At 38.9% G+C, this 15921-nt stretch carries 15 protein-coding genes; 5 read left to right on the top strand and 10 right to left on the bottom strand.

Annotated elements, in window-relative coordinates; all coding sequences use genetic code 11:
- Nucleotides 1-134: 134 nt before the first annotated feature.
- Nucleotides 135-995 (top strand): LiaG family protein, encoded by an 861-nt coding sequence (liaG, locus tag U9R83_RS04235; protein WP_226556154.1) that lies wholly within the window; start codon nt 135-137, stop codon nt 993-995.
- 26 nt (nt 996-1021) lie between these two features.
- Here liaG and U9R83_RS04230 read toward each other — a convergent pair whose 3' ends face one another.
- Nucleotides 1022-1216, bottom strand: a complete 195-nt coding sequence (locus U9R83_RS04230) for a hypothetical protein (protein WP_013055532.1) — start codon at nt 1214-1216, stop codon at nt 1022-1024.
- Nucleotides 1217-1500: 284 nt separating this feature from the next.
- Nucleotides 1501-2349 (bottom strand): dihydropteroate synthase, encoded by an 849-nt coding sequence (gene folP / locus U9R83_RS04225; protein ID WP_080564783.1) that lies wholly within the window; start codon nt 2347-2349, stop codon nt 1501-1503.
- A 353-nt stretch (nt 2350-2702) separates the two neighbouring features.
- On the opposite strand from folP, the gene U9R83_RS04220 reads away from it, so the two are divergent.
- Nucleotides 2703-3689, top strand: a complete 987-nt coding sequence (locus tag U9R83_RS04220) for a S8 family peptidase (protein ID WP_014461470.1) — start codon at nt 2703-2705, stop codon at nt 3687-3689.
- Between the two features lie 97 nt (nt 3690-3786).
- Here U9R83_RS04220 and U9R83_RS04215 read toward each other — a convergent pair whose 3' ends face one another.
- From U9R83_RS04215 to U9R83_RS04200, 4 genes are read right to left on the bottom strand one after another with little or no spacing between them, the layout of a single operon-like run.
- Nucleotides 3787-4983, bottom strand: a complete 1197-nt coding sequence (locus U9R83_RS04215) for an ABC transporter permease (protein ID WP_014461471.1) — start codon at nt 4981-4983, stop codon at nt 3787-3789.
- On the bottom strand, nt 4980-5669 hold the full coding sequence (locus U9R83_RS04210) for an ABC transporter ATP-binding protein (protein ID WP_014461472.1): 690 nt from the start codon (nt 5667-5669) through the stop codon (nt 4980-4982). The genes U9R83_RS04215 and U9R83_RS04210 overlap by 4 nt, the downstream gene beginning before the upstream one ends.
- Nucleotides 5666-6796, bottom strand: a complete 1131-nt coding sequence (locus U9R83_RS04205; protein WP_115653104.1) for an efflux RND transporter periplasmic adaptor subunit — start codon at nt 6794-6796, stop codon at nt 5666-5668. Before U9R83_RS04205 ends, U9R83_RS04210 begins: the two co-directional genes overlap by 4 nt.
- Nucleotides 6797-7483, bottom strand: coding sequence for a Yip1 family protein (locus tag U9R83_RS04200; protein WP_014461474.1), 687 nt, complete (start codon nt 7481-7483; stop codon nt 6797-6799).
- 345 nt (nt 7484-7828) lie between these two features.
- Here U9R83_RS04200 and U9R83_RS04195 point away from each other — a divergent pair, with 345 nt between their 5' ends.
- The 3 genes from U9R83_RS04195 to U9R83_RS04185 all read left to right on the top strand — a co-directional run bounded on the left by U9R83_RS04195 (nt 7829) and on the right by U9R83_RS04185 (nt 10723).
- Nucleotides 7829-9136 (top strand): homocysteine synthase, encoded by a 1308-nt coding sequence (locus U9R83_RS04195; RefSeq protein WP_328575071.1) that lies wholly within the window; start codon nt 7829-7831, stop codon nt 9134-9136.
- A 97-nt stretch (nt 9137-9233) separates the two neighbouring features.
- Nucleotides 9234-9971 (top strand): ABC transporter ATP-binding protein, encoded by a 738-nt coding sequence (locus tag U9R83_RS04190; RefSeq protein ID WP_014461476.1) that lies wholly within the window; start codon nt 9234-9236, stop codon nt 9969-9971.
- Nucleotides 9968-10723, top strand: a complete 756-nt coding sequence (locus U9R83_RS04185) for an ABC transporter permease (protein WP_014461477.1) — start codon at nt 9968-9970, stop codon at nt 10721-10723. The genes U9R83_RS04190 and U9R83_RS04185 overlap by 4 nt, the downstream gene beginning before the upstream one ends.
- Nucleotides 10724-10753: 30 nt before the next feature.
- Here U9R83_RS04185 and U9R83_RS04180 read toward each other — a convergent pair whose 3' ends face one another.
- From U9R83_RS04180 to U9R83_RS04165, 4 genes are all read right to left on the bottom strand, one after another.
- Nucleotides 10754-11761 (bottom strand): aromatic ring-hydroxylating dioxygenase subunit alpha, encoded by a 1008-nt coding sequence (locus U9R83_RS04180; protein WP_042992318.1) that lies wholly within the window; start codon nt 11759-11761, stop codon nt 10754-10756.
- Nucleotides 11762-12153: 392 nt separating this feature from the next.
- Nucleotides 12154-12597, bottom strand: a complete 444-nt coding sequence (locus U9R83_RS04175; RefSeq protein WP_014461480.1) for a hypothetical protein — start codon at nt 12595-12597, stop codon at nt 12154-12156.
- 218 nt (nt 12598-12815) lie between these two features.
- Nucleotides 12816-15584, bottom strand: a complete 2769-nt coding sequence (gene ppc, locus U9R83_RS04170) for a phosphoenolpyruvate carboxylase (protein WP_014461481.1) — start codon at nt 15582-15584, stop codon at nt 12816-12818.
- A gap of 135 nt (nt 15585-15719) precedes the next feature.
- Nucleotides 15720-15872 (bottom strand): hypothetical protein, encoded by a 153-nt coding sequence (locus tag U9R83_RS04165; protein WP_181170519.1) that lies wholly within the window; start codon nt 15870-15872, stop codon nt 15720-15722.
- Nucleotides 15873-15921 lie beyond the last annotated feature (49 nt).

Genomic DNA, 15921 nt, shown 5'->3' with positions numbered 1-15921 from the left:
TTCATTTTTACGACTTGAGACGTAGAAAAAAATAATCCTGCTGTTCGTTGAATTTAACCGCTTTTCAATTTACACTTTATGGTAGAAGAAAACAAACTTAATTTAGGTAGAAAGCGGGTTATAACGTGAAAAAAATGTTGGCTTTTATTTTAGTGATAGGTGGTACTGCAGTTCTCTTTTCTACTGCATTTGCGCCTTCCTCTTGGTCGTTAAGTTCATTCAAGACGTCCAAGTCTGAAGCGGCGTTATCAAGTGATATTCAGCATATTCAAATTGACTCTCCAAGCATCAGTACAACTGTCGTGCCGCAAGATCGTCAAGATATTAAAACAAAAGTAGAAGGTAAAGGAAAAGTAGATGTAAAGCAAAATGGAGACACCCTAGTCGTCACTTATCAAAAAAGTCCTTTTCAATGGCTTTCTATTTTTTCAAACACAAAAGTGACAATCTACATTCCTAGAGATTACCACCACAATCTTGCGCTTACGGTAGGTTCTGGAGACCTTCAAGTTGCTACACAGCCTGAGCAAGCGCTTCAGCTGAAAGATGTTTCGATTAAAGTAGGCTCTGGAAATGCAAGTATTTCAAACTTGAGCAGCACCTCTCTTCGTACGGATGTCAATTCTGGAGATTTACAGCTGAGTAATGTTGAAAGCCAAACGGCTAAATTTGCTGTAGGCTCTGGGGAAATTAAAGGAACAAACTATAAAGGAAAACTTCAGGCGCGCATTGGATCTGGTGATCTCTATATGGATTTTAAAAAGCTAGAAGAAGCCGTTTCTGTAGATGTAGGATCTGGAGATGCCATGTTGGTTCTTCCCAAAAGCGCTGGTTTTAAAGTGAATGGAAAAGTAAGCAGCGGTGATATAAACAATGACTTTAAGTTAAGCAATGCAACCGTAACAGAAGATGTATTAAAAGGAAAGCATGGAAATGGAAAATATCCTATTGATGCAGCTGTTTCAAGCGGAGAGTTAACGTTAAAATCAAAATAAAACGAACACGGAAGTGTTCGTTTTATTTATGGTCTCACTGCAATATACCATGCTACTCCTACAATTGATCCTATGAATACGACTCCGTAAATAATAGATAAATTCACTATACTTTTCTTTTTAGATTTCCCGTAATCTTCATCTACTTTCTTTGCAGCACTGATCGTACCTGCAAGGGCAGCAACGCCGATAATAATGACAAGAAGCAATGCTAATTTCATTCATTCTCTCCTCCATATTTCGGTGATTGAATAAGATTGAATACCAAGATATTATTTATTTCATTTTAAGCAGCACGATTTAATCAGAATATGAAAGCGTTATATCTTCTCTTTCTATCATAAAGCTAAATTATGTAAAATCAACCATCCAATCGTACATTATTTTCCTCTGCCACTTTACATACATAAAAAATTCCCGAGCTTCACTGCTCAGGAATCTTTACCTAATAGACATGACATTTTAAGGTTTTAAAATGACTTTAATGCAGTTATCTTGATGATTATTAAAACTGAAAGACATGTTTTCCTACCAGTACATCTGCCATCTTTACAAAGCGCTTAATTTCTAATACGTCATGAACCCGAACTATTTGTACGCCTTGTGCAATCCCAGCATATACAGTAGCTGCGGTTCCTTCCATTCTTTCCGTAGGAGGAGCATCGACTATTTGTCCAATAAATCCTTTACGAGAAGTAGCAAGCAGCACCGGATAACCCATATTCGTCAGCTGATCTAAATGCTGAATTGCTTCTACATTATGGGCAGCCGTTTTTCCAAAACCAACGCCTGGATCTAAAATAATTTGATCATCTCGAACTCCTGCAGTCTTTGCAATGGAGATGCTTTCTTTTAAATCACTTATCATATCTGTAATCAGATTTGTATAATTGGGCTCATGGCGATTATGCATTAAAATAATAGGAACATTATAGTCAGCTGCAACTTGAGCCATTTTGGGATCAGCCTTTGCGCCCCATATATCGTTAATAATATGTGCTCCTGCTTCTAGCGCATGCTTGGCCACTTCCGACTTGTATGTATCTACGGAAATCGGCACCTCTACGCGCTTAGCCACTTCAGAAATAACGGGTACAATCCGTTTAATCTCTTCTTCATCGCTAATTCTTGTATAACCAGGACGAGTTGATTCTCCTCCGATATCAATGATGTCTGCTCCGTGCTTCACCATTTCCTCAGCATGAGCAACTGCTTTATCTACATCGTAGTATTTTCCGCCATCTGAAAATGAATCCGGGTTTACGTTTAAAATCCCCATAATAAGCGTACGGTCCGCATAATTCAGTTCATACTTTCCGCATTTAATGACGGATTGAGACGTTAAAGTTGACACTATACTCAGCCCCTTCGTAATTTGCAAATTGATGTATATTTATAAATATCATGTATTTTGAGAATGTCATACCGTTCGTAATTATATCAAAAGTCACCAGTTCTATGTTATTTTTCTTGGAGTTTCTTTCTTCTATAGTGTGAGATAAACATTAAAAGCGAATACACAGATAACATTAAAAATCTTTGTAGGGCTTGTCTTTAGGGTCTTTTTTCCTCTTCTCACATCTTTTATGAGTCTTTTTATTCAAAAAGAAAGGAATCGCATAAAAAGCGTTTAATTTATAGCAATAGTTGGGAATTTATAATTAAGCAACTTCCATTTTTATGGAATTCATTTTAAGGAGGATGACTATGACTCAACAACCGTTACAAGTCAAATTAATTCCTTATACAATTGAGTCGATTATCGACTCAACAAACGAAACGCCTAAAGGAGTAAGCTTAATTCAAGCGCCGTCTATTTGGGAACAAAGCAATCAAGGGGAAGGCATTGTAATTGCAGTTATCGACACTGGTGTTGACACAAATCATCCTGACTTAAAAGATTGTATTATCGGAGGAAGAAATTTCACTTCCGATCATAATGGAGATTCTTCTATATTTGAAGACAATAATGGGCATGGTACTCACGTATCGGGTACCATTGCTGCTGCGCTCAATAATGAAGGGGTAGTAGGGGTGGCGCCCAAAGCAAAAATTTTAAGCTTAAAAGTACTTACCGGTGAAGGATCTGGAAATTACGAATGGATTATTGACGCTATTAACTACGCCGTCGAATGGCGCGGTCCTAACAATGAGCGAGCGCGAGTTATTTCCATGTCACTGGGTGGACCACAAGACGTTCCAGAACTGCACAAAGCTGTTCAAGATGCTGTTAATAAAGATGTTTCTGTCGTTGTTGCAGCTGGAAACGAAGGCGATGACCGCGAAGAAACACTTGAATATTCGTACCCAGGAAGTTACAACGAAGTGATTCAAGTAGGAGCCGTAGACAGCAACCTAGACTTAGCTCCTTTTACCAATGTTAATGAAGAAGTAGACTTGGTCGCACCTGGTGTTGACATTATCTCTACTTATTTAGAAGGTAAGTACGCTACGCTTTCAGGAACTTCTATGGCAACTCCCCACGTTGCAGGAGCTGTAGCACTATTAATTAATTTATGTGAGAAAGAATTTGGACGCTCTTTAATTGAAGCTGAAATCTATGCTCAACTTGTAAGAAGGACGCTTCCTCTTGGATATCGAAAAAGCTCCGAAGGAAATGGATTTCTCATGCTTAATCTAGTGGAAAAAATACACGATATTATCAACGTAGCCCGCATCAATATTAGTAAGTGACAAATAAGAAAAAGCGGATCATATAATGGTCCGCTTTTTCAAAAATGATTGGAAAGCTTTTCGTCAGTTTGAAATAAAAACATGCAAATGAATGTCTCTATTCATACCTTAATGCTTCAATTGGATCTAGCTTCGCCGCTTTATTTGCAGGAAGCATACCGAATACAATACCAATCGTCATGGAGAACAATACTCCTCCGAGCACTACTTGCCACGAAATTAATGATGGCCATCCAGCAAATAATGAAACAAGAGCTGCCCCGCCTGCGCCGAGGCCAATGCCAAGCAAACCACCAATAAGCGTGAGCGTAATGGATTCAATCAAAAACTGAGTTAAAATTTGTCTTTTGGATGCGCCTAGTGCTTTACGAATCCCAATTTCCCTTGTGCGTTCCGTTACAGAAACCAGCATAATGTTCATAACGCCAATTCCTCCAACAAGCAGTGAAATGCCTGCAATTGAACCAATAATTGTGGTCATAATGCGCGTTACATTTCCAATACTATCTGCTATTTCTTCTAAGTTCTGCACTTGGTAAGCATCTTCCGCATCATGCAAGTTATTTAACAAATCCGTTGCGTCATTGCCTACTTTTTTTAGCTGATCAGAGCTTTTTGCTTGAACGCTAAGGTTTGTGTAGTCAAGCTTACCGAAGCTTGATTTATACGTATTGTCTGGAATATAAATAGTTGGCATTTCAAATGCCAAAAACCCCGTTGGCTTTTTTGTCACACCAACAATTTTGATAGGCTGTCCTTGAACCCATACTACTTGTCCAAGGGCTTCTTTTTTATCAAACAGCTCTTTTTTCATATCGCTTGTGATAACACCTACTCGATTACCTGATAAAAAATCAGAGCTGTCTAACATTCTTCCTTTTGAAACTTCCAGCTGATTAACTTCAATATACCCTTCATTAATTGCATTAACAGTCGTATCTGATTCCTTGTCCCTATATCTTATTCCCATTCCCATTGAGCTAGAAGCCACCACATTCTTCACGCCGGGAATAGTCGAAAGAGCTTTAATGTCATCCTCTGTAAAGATCGGCTCCCCCATCATTGAAAGGTCATCAGCTTGCATCTCGTCTTCAGGAGGCTGATAGTATACATCAACTGTATTGCTTGCTCCTGTTATTTCCGACTTAATCATCTGTTCTCCGCCTTGACCAATGGCTACAACGATAATAACAGCCGCTACGCCAATGATAATACCAAGCATCGTCAAAACAGAGCGCATTTTATGAGCAAGAACCGAAGAGAGAGCCATGCGAATATTTTCTATCAAACTCATAAGCTATCGTTCTCCTTATCGCTATGACTTAGCACTTTACCGTCACGAACGATAACTGTACGCGATGTGTATTCTGCCACTTCAGGTTCATGGGTAATGACTACCACTGTTGTGCCGTCTGCATTAAGTTTAGAAAATTGCTCCATAATATCAGCACTTGTTTTTGTATCTAGAGCTCCTGTTGGTTCATCTGCTAAAATAAGCGTCGGATTGTTAACAATAGAACGAGCAATAGCAACGCGCTGCTTTTGCCCTCCTGATAGCTCGCTCGGTAAATGTTTCATCCGCTCACTCAGCCCTACTTTTTCAAGCGCAGCTTCTGCTCTGGCGCGTCTTTCCTTACGAGATACGCCGGCGTATACCATTGGAAGCTCTACGTTTTCTACCGCTGTTAAACGCGGCAACAGCTGAAATTGCTGAAAAACAAAACCAATATGAATATTTCTTACTTTTGCCAGCTCCTCATCACTATAAGTGGAGATTTCTTGTTCATTTAATAAATAGGAGCCTGAAGAAGCGCGGTCTAAACATCCGATAATGTTCATTAGTGTTGATTTACCGGAGCCTGAAGGACCCATAATCGCAACAAACTCACCGTCGTAAATCTTCAAATTAATATCTTTTAAAATTGGCACTTCCTCTTTGCCCAGATGATAACTTTTATGAATATTTACAAGTTCAATCATTGAACAGTCACTTCCGCACCTTCAGTTAAGTCCTTTGAAGGATTTGTAATGACTTTGTCTTTAGAAGAAACGCCGCTTTTGATTTCAATAAATTTATTTGTTGTTTCTCCAATCTTTACTTCCTTACGAACCGCCTTTTTATTTTTCACTACGTATACATATTTTTCTCCGTCTTCATTTACAACTGCTTTTATCGGCAGTGATGAAGCTTTTTTACTGCTTGTTTCAATCTCGAGCAGCAGCTTGAATCCCGGCTTAATCATCGTAATATCCTGGTCATCTACTTTTACTTCAATTGGATATTGATTAGCCGCATCATTGCCGGCTTCTGCTGATGCCTGCTGCTGAGGTAGATAGTCAATTTGTTTTACGCTCCCTGCCCATTCTTTATCAGGCAAAACATCTGATGTAATTTTGACAGCTTGACCGGTTTTAATTTTTAATGCATCGTACTCAGACAGCACACCAGTAGCTAAGTATTCATCGGTATTACCAATATGTATAAGCGGTTTTTGAACGTCACTTGTGTTATTAACCGCTTCTTTATCTACTTCTAGCACCGTCCCATTAATATCACTCGCTACATCTAAATTACGTTCTTTTTTAGCAATTGATTTGGCTTCTAGTTTGTTTCGTTCTAAATCAATTTTAGCCGTTTCTAAATCGAGATTGAGCTGCGTACGCTCCGTGTCGATTTGATCTCTCGCTTCTTGCTTACTCATTTCTTTTTCTAATTCTTTTTGTTTTTTATTTAAATTAGAAAGCTGTTTGCTTACTGAGTCAATTTGCAGCTGACTCGATTTTTTTTCTAGCTTGTTTTGTTCTTGCTCTAAATCAAGCGCATCGCTTTCGTACGTTACAAGAGAGGTTCCCTGCTGTACACGAGAACCTTCTGTTACGTGAAATCGTTCAACCTCGCCTTTTTCAGCATCAAAATAGACATATTGCTCATCAGCAAGCTTTAGCGTACCCGGAACCATAACTGTATTTCTTAACTTTTTTTCCTTTATATTCGCTACGTGAACATTGATTGCTTTCCCACTTACACTTTGTGCACGATATACGTTAATCCCAATAACCGCAACAATAACAACTGCTACAGCTGTAATAATTATTCCTTTTTTCATTTACAACCCTGCTCCTTTAAGCGCTTCTGAAGCAGCTCCTCCAACTCCTGAAATAGCCGCTCCTAAGATGAATAAAATAATCACTGTGATAATAGAAGCAGCTTTTGATACATTCGCCACTTTTTGTAGTCCTACTGCTGTCAGAATAAGTCCCCAAATAGAAAAGATTTCAATGGAATTAAATACTCCTCCCATAGCACCTTTAGCCCCAACCATTCCATTTAACGAAGTCACATTCGCTGAAGTATGTGCTAGTGCAGCGACTCCCGTATTAATTAGCTGACCGATTGTTGTGATGAACGTAACAAACAAATTCAAACTAAACATTTGGCGGTACGTTGTTTTTCCAGTTCCTAACTTTGCAATTAAAAACAGAATCAAACTTGTGAATGCCAGTGTAGCAACTACTGCAATAACTCCGCCAATTGCTCCGCCAATCATACTAAATGTTGAATTCACTTCAATGCCAGCTTCTTTTTGCTGTTGCAGCGCCTCTTGTGCCTGAGGGGTATAGACGGCTAGAATCGTTGTTGCAGCTGTTAAGATGAGGATAAGTAAAAGAGGTCCCCAGATGATCGGATTACTTTTCATTTTCTCAAACTGTACAACCGGACTCGTAATAAAACCAAAAATAGAAGGCTTTCCTTTCTCTTGGACTTCGGAAGATACGTTAACTTCTGTACTCATAATCAAACTCCTTTTATTTTGTTTTGTTAGTAGCTCTTAAGACCCGTCTTTCACTACTTTTTCAAGGCTTCTAGCAAAATCGACTCTGTCTAAAAAACTCTCAAACACCTAATATTCTAACATAATTATACAAATATATTGACATTTTTCTTACATTTTATATTTTTTATGGTATTTTTAACAATTAAAGAGATACATCGACACTGAATTATAGTATTGATCTTATTTATAATTTCTAAATATTCTAATTATTATTTGACATCATTCAGTAGAATTCGTATATTATGATTAAAGTTTATTATTCCTATGTTTTTTATACGTTTTTATATCTAAGGAGGAGTTTCAATGTCTGCTAAGAAATCATTTCGTCCTGAAACACAAGCCATCCATTCTGGTCAACAGCTCGATCCTGCTACTTTTTCGCGTGCCGTACCTATTTATCAAACAAGCTCATTTGGATTTAAAGATACGGAGCATGCTGCTTCTTTATTTAATTTAAGTGAACAAGGCTATATCTACACTCGAATTGTAAACCCTACTACGGACGTTTTTGAACAGCGAATTGCTGAATTAGAAGGCGGAGTTGGTGCTCTAGGAGTAGCTTCGGGTCAGTCAGCTACTACCTTTTCCATTTTGAATATCGCTTCCGCAGGAGATGAAATTGTATCAGCAAGCAGTTTATATGGGGGAACATATAACCTCTTTTCGTCTACGCTTCCTAAACTAGGCATTACTGTAAAATTTATAAACGCCGATAATCCAGAAAATTTTAGAAGTGCAATCACTTCCAAAACAAAGGCAATTTATGCTGAATCCGTTGGAAATCCGCAGGGAAATGTGCTAGACATCGAGGCAGTTGCAGACATTGCCCACGAACATGGAATTCCTCTTATTATTGATAATACTGTTCCAAGCCCTTACCTTCTTCGTCCCATCAATTTCGGAGCAGATATTGTCGTTCATTCTGCTACTAAGTTTCTTGGGGGGCATGGAACAGCAATTGGCGGTGTTATCGTAGACAGTGGAAAATTTGATTGGGAAGCGAGCGGGAAATTTCCAGACTTAACAACTCCAGATCCAAGTTACCATGGCCTCGTATACACAGAAGCCGCCGGTGAAGCTGCTTATATTACAAAAGCGCGCGTTCAGCTTTTACGAGATATTGGCGCTGCTTTATCACCTTTTAATTCCTTTTTACTCCTTCAAGGGGTAGAAACACTCCATCTGCGATTAGAGCGTCACAGCGAAAACGCATTAAAGGTAGCGAAATTTTTAGAGCAGCATGAATTAGTAGACTGGGTACATTATGCGGGGCTTCCTTCTCACCCTTCCTATTCATTGGCAAAAAAATACTTACCTAAAGGACAAGGAGCCATTTTAACCTTTGGTGTAAGGGGAGGAAAAAACGCTGCGGCTAAGTTAATTGATTCCGTTCAGTTATTTTCTCATTTAGCCAATATCGGCGACTCGAAGTCACTCATTATTCACCCGGCAAGCACCACTCATCAACAGCTATCTGAAGATGAACAAAAAGCTTCCGGCGTGACGCCAGAACTCATTCGTCTATCGGTTGGAACAGAAGCAATCGATGACCTTCTTGAAGATTTAGATTATGCCTTAAAAGCCAGCCAAAAAGTGAATACAACTGTTTAAAAGCTGTGATTTTTCACAGCTTTTTTTATATCGCCCAATAACTTTTTATACTTTCGCTTATGCTACAATAAACAAAACGAATGAAAAAGGAGCTACTATGAACACGTTCAATTCAATACCTGCTATTACATTTACAGACGTTCATAAAACATTTAAAGATAAAGAACATAGTGTTTTAAAAGGCATATCGGGTACAGTGATGCAAGGCTCGCTCGTCATGATGGTAGGGCCATCAGGATCCGGAAAAAGCACCCTTCTTTCCATGTGCAATCTACTTTCTGCACCTGATGAAGGAAGTATTGAAGTATATGGTAAAGACATTAGCAAATGGAATATTTCTGATTTACGAAAAAAAGTGGGCATTGCTTTTCAATCAGCTCCTGTTATTGATGGAACAGTACGAGAGAATATGATGCTTGTTCAAAAACTGCATGGCAAACAGGATATTATGCCTGACGAACTCTGTGCCTTAACCGGCCTTTCCCCTGACTTGTTAGAGCAGGATGCAAGAGATTTATCCGGTGGTCAAAGACAGAGGTTATCATTAGCGCGCACGCTGTCGAACGGATCGGACCTTTTACTTTTAGACGAAATCACTTCCGCTTTGGATGCCACTTCTGCTCATGAAATTGAACAGCTTATTTCTCATTTACATAAAGAACAGAATAAAACGATTATTTGGGTTACTCATAACTTAGATCAAGCCAAACGTTTAGGAGAGGAAGTCTGGCTTTTAATGAACGGAGTGATTGTAGAAAAAGCGAAGACGGAGACCTTTTTTCATGCTCCTGTAAAAGCTGAAACAAAACAATTTATTGAAGGAGCCTTTCTATGAGTTCACTTTCACTGATTTTCACCATTGTTTTTGTTTTTATTGCTCTTTTTTTATCAAAATCTTTTCGTATAGGACTCGAAAAAGATATTATCATTGCGAGTATTCGAGCAGCCGTTCAGCTGTTAGTGATAGGATATGTTTTATCTTTTATTTTTGACGCGAATCACCCTGCTTTTATGATTCTCATTTTATTTCTTATGCTGACGGTCGCTTCCCAAAATGTTGTAAAGAAAAAAAAGCAGGGGTTTAAAGCTTTCTTTCGTGTATTTGTCACTCTTTTTATTGTAGAAATCCTGACCCAAAGCGTTATGCTCGGCCTACATATTATCCCTGCTACTCCGCGATATGTCATTCCTGTCAGCGGTATGATTATTGGAAATTCGATGATTTTGGCCAATTTATTTTTAAATCGGTTAGACGCTGAAGTAAATAGAAGACGAGACGAAATTCAATTGATTCTGGCACTTGGCGGCACTCCTAAACAAGCTATTCATAGTATTTTAAATGCCGCAATCAAAGCTAGCATGATTCCTACTGTAGAAAGCCAAAAAACAATTGGACTCGTTCAGCTTCCCGGCATGATGACAGGCCAGATTATTGGAGGGGCAGATCCGATACAAGCAGTCAAATTCCAGCTGCTCATCGTTTTTACTATTCTAGCGTCTGCTACGCTTTCCTGCGTCATCTTAAGCCGCTTAACATATCCTACCCTTTTTAATAGCTATCAGCAGCTTATCCGTGAACATACATAAAAAAGAAGAAAGGAGTCTCCTTTCTTCTTTTTATTGAGCAGCTTTTTTTAACCTTGTTCCTATGTCACTTCCAAAGGTCACTCCTAAATCACCGAGCCATCTTCTATAGGCAATACTCAGTCGGTCCGGATTCAAATGAAGCTCTGCTTGTAAGTCAAGCGGCAGCTCTTCCGGTTTTTGACTTTCTACAATGCTCGTATCTTGTTCAATAATAAGCTGCTGAAAATCACGGAAATATTGATCAGGTTCATCAAACGAATAGTTTCTAGAAACCAATGCAAACACGGTCGACTTTCTTTCCTCTTCAGGTAAAACCGCAAACAGCATCGAAAAGATTTCACCCGTTTCATAGTTCACTTTTTTCAACCTTGCAACGGTAGGACGAAGAATTTCAAAAGTATAATAAATAGTTGCAAAGTTACCCGTACCATCTGCATCTGCGTACACAGCGATTTCATCAGAAACGTATCGGTTATCTTTCCAATGTACCTTATAATCAGGAATTTCGGCGTAGTCCGAGTGTCCAAGGCTTCCTTCGTGAACAAAAGCCAAATGGCTTACATCTAAAAAGTTTTCTACTACACGAGGAGCTGCTGCCTGCAGAGTATGAGGGTTGGCGCAAACCGTTTTAAATCCGGGGTTAAGGTATTCGTCATACTGAGGAAGAGGAGTATCACTTGCCTCGCTGTTCATCTTCACCCATATAATCCCGTACTTTTCAACGCAATCATATACCTGTGCTTTTGCTTTTGAAGGAATAGCTCTTCCCGGCGGCTGTTGAGGAATTTTCACACAAGCCCCGGCTTCATCGTATTTCCATCCGTGATAAGGGCACACAATGCAATCATCTACTACTTTTCCAAGAGATAATGCTGCACCACGATGGATGCACAAATCTTTAAATGCTTTAATGGCATTAGTTGTGCGAAAAAGCGCAACTCGCTCTTCTAAAATCGTTACTTGCAAGGGCTGATCCGTTAAATCATGTGAATAAGCTGCAGGCAGCCATTCCTTAGCCAATACTAAATCTTTAATCATCTGCATCGCCTCCGTACGATAAGTGAATTTATTTCTTGTTTATAAAAAAAACCGCAGAAATAGAAGGAGTTCTTCTAATTCCGCAGCTTTTTCATTCCGTAAAACAGACTATAAGCACGCGAAGATTTTACATAATTGCAGATAGAGCGACCTTAGCACTTCATCTACAATGACAATACGTATTCATCGCTATTTTTTTAATCTCAAAACCTAACCCTTATATATTGAATAAAGAGCGGCCAGCCGCTAAAAGCTTTTCTGTCCACTGATTTCTCTTATTTTCACTTTATCAATTTCCCACGGAAAAATCTCTTGCTTTGTAAGCATCTCTAACATAATTTTTTCGGTTAAACGAATAAAAGCTGCGGTTTTAAAAACCGCAGCTTCCTTTATCATGAGCTCATATAACTGGCTGTATATTTTTTCGTCTGTTTTTGTATTTCTTGATTTAAATGTTTGAAAAATGAGAGGGTTTCTTCATAATCCGTCGCTTTTTCATGAAACTTCAATGTAAGATTTTCTTCAAACAACGTTTCTCCTTGATGACCGACCGCTTTCAGCTGAACATCTGTAACAATACCTTGCGAAATTGAACATAATAAATAATTAAAGCAATGAACCGGAACGATATGCATCAGATGGAAATCATCGATAGTTCTATCACTTTTTGTTTTCTTAAATTCCACAGTGAGTTCTTCCGGATGAATAAACACATTTATATGCTGTTTGGACAAACAAGTAGGATTCATTTTTTGTGTATACTCACAAAATTCTAGTCCAATAAATACAGAATTCTCGGAGTCAGCTTCAATGAAAATTTGCGAATTTTTTACCATTATCCTCGTCCTCCATATTCAATCTAGTTACCCCACCACTGGCATTTGCTTGTAGAATATTACCATTTCCTCTCTATTTTATCATTGATTTTTCTCAGTGCCTATTTAACAAGCGGAAGTTCTCTTTAAAAGAGAGGGAACTGACAGGCAGTTCTTTATGTGAGAATAATAAAAAAAAAGACACCTCTTTTGTTTTCTTGAGGTGTCCTTTAATATCATCAACCTGTGTTACGCAACCCTGCTGCAATGCCGTTAATCGTTAATAACGCTTCTTTTAAAAGTTCTTCATTTAACGTTTCAGCCTCATCTTCACGCAGCTTGGAAATGACCTTAACTTGTAAGAAGGTTAGAGGGTCCACATACGGATTTCGTAATTTAATAGATTCTTTAATCGTAGGAAGATGATCCATTAATTCTTTTTGACCCGTGATTTGAAGAATCATTTCTTTCGTAACATTATACTCTGTTTTAATAGCGGTAAAAATCCGCTCTGAAATAACCGGGTCTTGTACCATTTCCGTATATTCTTTTGCTGCCATTAAATCTGCTTTTGTTAAGGCCATTTGCAGATTATCAACGGTCGAGCGGAAAAATGGCCATTCTTTATACATTTGCTGAAGAAGCTGTATATCTCCGGATTTCTCTACTAAGTGCTGTAAGCCCGTACCTGCAGCGTACCAGGCTGGAAGCAGCTGTCTGCTTTGCGTCCATGCAAATACCCACGGAATCGCTCGTAAGTCTTCAAAGCGATCACTTCCTTTTCGACTCATTGGACGTGACCCGATATTTAAAGCCCCCAGCTCAGGAAGAGGTGTAGCTTGTTTAAAATACGTTAAAAAGTCTGGATCTTTGAAAACAAGCTCTTGATATTTACGTAATGAAGCAGTTGAAATCTCGTCCATTGTTTCTTCCCATTCATGTGTACGAATATCACATTGTTCAGCTTCTTGGGAAACATTTGCTGCCGCTGTAAGAAGAGCTGAGACCGCTTGCTCAAGACTTCGGTAAGCAATGTCATATAAAGAGTATCTAGAAGAAAGAACTTCTCCTTGCTCTGTAATTTTAACGCCGTCTCCTAGTGTCTCAACAGGCTGAGATAAAATACTTCGGTTTAACGGGCCACCTCCTCGGCCTAGTGAGCCGCCTCGACCGTGGAAAAACTTCAGACGAACTTGATACTTCCTCGCCATATCGTGAATTTCCTGCTGCGCTTTGTAGAGCTTCCAATTAGCGGTAAGCGTTCCTCCGTCTTTGCTTCCATCTGAGTAGCCAAGCATGATTTCTTGCAAATCCTGCTGTTTTCTTAAGTGCTCTCGATAAAAATCTAATTGAAATAGCTGTTCCATAATTTTAGGGCCTGCTGTGAGATCATCGATTGTTTCAAGCAGCGGAGCTATATTTAACTTACTTTCAATGCGGCCATCTGCATGAAGGCGATAAATACCCGCTTCTTTGGCAAGTACCATGACTTCTAACAAATCACTTGCAGACTGGGTCATACTGATTAAATAGACTTCAATAGATCTTTCTCCAAATTCTTTATGTGCTCGATGAATCATGTTAAATACTTCAATTACTTGCTGCGTTTCTTTGGAGTAATTCTCTACAAACGATATCACAGGTCTTGGATCTTGAAGCACCTTCCCTAGCAGCTTAACTTTTTCCTCTTCTGTTAAGGCTGAATAATCTTCAGCTAAAGAAACAGCATGGAAAATTTCTTTGATCGCCGCTTCATGTTCTCCGCTGTGATTACGGATATCAAGCGTTGCTAAATGAAAACCAAACAGCTCAACTTGGCGAATTAATTTGCATAAGCTTTTTAACTGATAATCCTGAGGCTGGTGCTTTTGCAAGCTATCTTTGATTAGAAATAAATCATGTAGAAGTTCTTCCGACCTTTGATAACCTGCTTCTGACTCTCCAACTAAATTTAATTTATGAAGCATAATCGTAAGCTTGCAGCGGTATACTTCGTGTTTGATTCTCCATCGCTTTTTCTCAGGCAGCAGGGATATTTCTTGATTAATAGAATCAAGAAGGTTATCTGAAACTGCGACTCTTTTTGTAGACTGACTTAACCTTTGTCTCAATTGAGTAAGCGACTCTTTATATTTACGAATAGCTAACTTCCTTTGTTTGACAAGCGTTTGCCACGTTACTTTGGGAGTTACGTTTGGATTTCCATCTCGGTCTCCGCCAATCCATGAACCAAATCGAAGGATATTAGGCACCTTCCAATTTTCTTCGGGGTAATTCTCCTTCAAGGAATTTTCCAATTCCTGATGAAGTTGAGGAAGCACTTCAAATAACGTTTCATCAAAATAATATAATCCATTGGATACTTCATCCATTACGGTTGGTTTGCGATCTCGCAGCTCATTTGTTTGCCATAAAATCAACACTTCGCTAAACAGTCTTTCTTCAATTTCCGTACGTTCACGTTTTGTTAACGTTGGATTATCTAAGTTTTTCAGAAGCTCAGCCATTCGTTTATGAATATCAAGAACACTTCGCCTAGTGGCTTCTGTTGGATGAGCCGTAATGATGAGCTCTAGAGATAAAGTTTGAAGCAAGTTAGCAATTACGTCTGGTGCCACGCCATTATTTTTAAGGGAAACAACGGCACTTTCCAATGAGCCCGGCTGCATAATAGAATCTTCTTGCTGCTGATATTCGCGTCTGCGACGAATTCGATGATTTTGCTCTGCAATATTAACTAAATGAAAATAAACTGCAAACGCCCGAATAACCTGCTCGCGCATCGGCTGTTCAAGAGTAACGATTTCATTTTTTATTTCTTTATAGATAGCTTCATCTTTGTTTTCTCTAAGTGATTTTGCCACTTCGCGTATTTTTTCTACTTTGTTGAGCAGTTCTTCTCCACCTTGGTGAACCAGAACTTTCCCCAACAATTGACCGAGAAACTTTACATCACGGCGCAGAGCAGTGCTGCTGTTTTGTCTTTCTGCTGCTTCTACTGTTACCATTAGACTCGACACCTTTCTTCATAAATGTTGTACTTTTTAAACTTTTTAGAAAATTATATTAAATTCATATTACCATGAACGAAAATAAATTTCATATAATTTTATTTCCTCCTCTCGGTTAGGAGGAAAGATTCATCAAATATAAAAAAGAGGTCGAGACATAACGAAATGAATCCAATCTAAAGACGAACAAATGGGATACATAGGCTGAACCGCTTGTGACACCGCAGTTGGTTTCCGTGCAAGACTTCGCTTTCCGCGGGAGTCTTCGCCTTGCCCTCCAATCAACTGCTAGAAGTACCTACACACACGAAAGCTACGTTTAACACAACAAAAA

Source organism: Priestia sp. LL-8 (assembly GCF_036227845.1).
Taxonomy (GTDB): Bacteria; Bacillota; Bacilli; order Bacillales; family Bacillaceae_H; genus Priestia; species Priestia zanthoxyli.
The sequence above is the reverse complement of the archived record's forward strand: the minus strand, read 5'-3'. Positions and strand labels throughout refer to the sequence as shown.

What these genes read in the sequence shown, in the direction of transcription:
- U9R83_RS04205 (WP_115653104.1), bottom strand. Translation starts at nt 6,796, where the DNA reads ATGAAAAAAGGAATAATTATTACAGCTGTAGCAGTTGTTATTGTTGCG.
- ppc (WP_014461481.1), bottom strand. Translation starts at nt 15,584, where the DNA reads ATGGTAACAGTAGAAGCAGCAGAAAGACAAAACAGCAGCACTGCTCTG.
- U9R83_RS04200 (WP_014461474.1), bottom strand. Translation starts at nt 7,483, where the DNA reads ATGAGTACAGAAGTTAACGTATCTTCCGAAGTCCAAGAGAAAGGAAAG.
- U9R83_RS04210 (WP_014461472.1), bottom strand. Translation starts at nt 5,669, where the DNA reads ATGATTGAACTTGTAAATATTCATAAAAGTTATCATCTGGGCAAAGAG.
- U9R83_RS04195 (WP_328575071.1), top strand. Translation starts at nt 7,829, where the DNA reads ATGTCTGCTAAGAAATCATTTCGTCCTGAAACACAAGCCATCCATTCT.
- U9R83_RS04175 (WP_014461480.1), bottom strand. Translation starts at nt 12,597, where the DNA reads ATGGTAAAAAATTCGCAAATTTTCATTGAAGCTGACTCCGAGAATTCT.
- U9R83_RS04215 (WP_014461471.1), bottom strand. Translation starts at nt 4,983, where the DNA reads ATGAGTTTGATAGAAAATATTCGCATGGCTCTCTCTTCGGTTCTTGCT.
- U9R83_RS04220 (WP_014461470.1), top strand. Translation starts at nt 2,703, where the DNA reads ATGACTCAACAACCGTTACAAGTCAAATTAATTCCTTATACAATTGAG.
- liaG (WP_226556154.1), top strand. Translation starts at nt 135, where the DNA reads ATGTTGGCTTTTATTTTAGTGATAGGTGGTACTGCAGTTCTCTTTTCT.
- U9R83_RS04180 (WP_042992318.1), bottom strand. Translation starts at nt 11,761, where the DNA reads ATGATTAAAGATTTAGTATTGGCTAAGGAATGGCTGCCTGCAGCTTAT.
- U9R83_RS04185 (WP_014461477.1), top strand. Translation starts at nt 9,968, where the DNA reads ATGAGTTCACTTTCACTGATTTTCACCATTGTTTTTGTTTTTATTGCT.
- U9R83_RS04230 (WP_013055532.1), bottom strand. Translation starts at nt 1,216, where the DNA reads ATGAAATTAGCATTGCTTCTTGTCATTATTATCGGCGTTGCTGCCCTT.
- U9R83_RS04190 (WP_014461476.1), top strand. Translation starts at nt 9,234, where the DNA reads ATGAACACGTTCAATTCAATACCTGCTATTACATTTACAGACGTTCAT.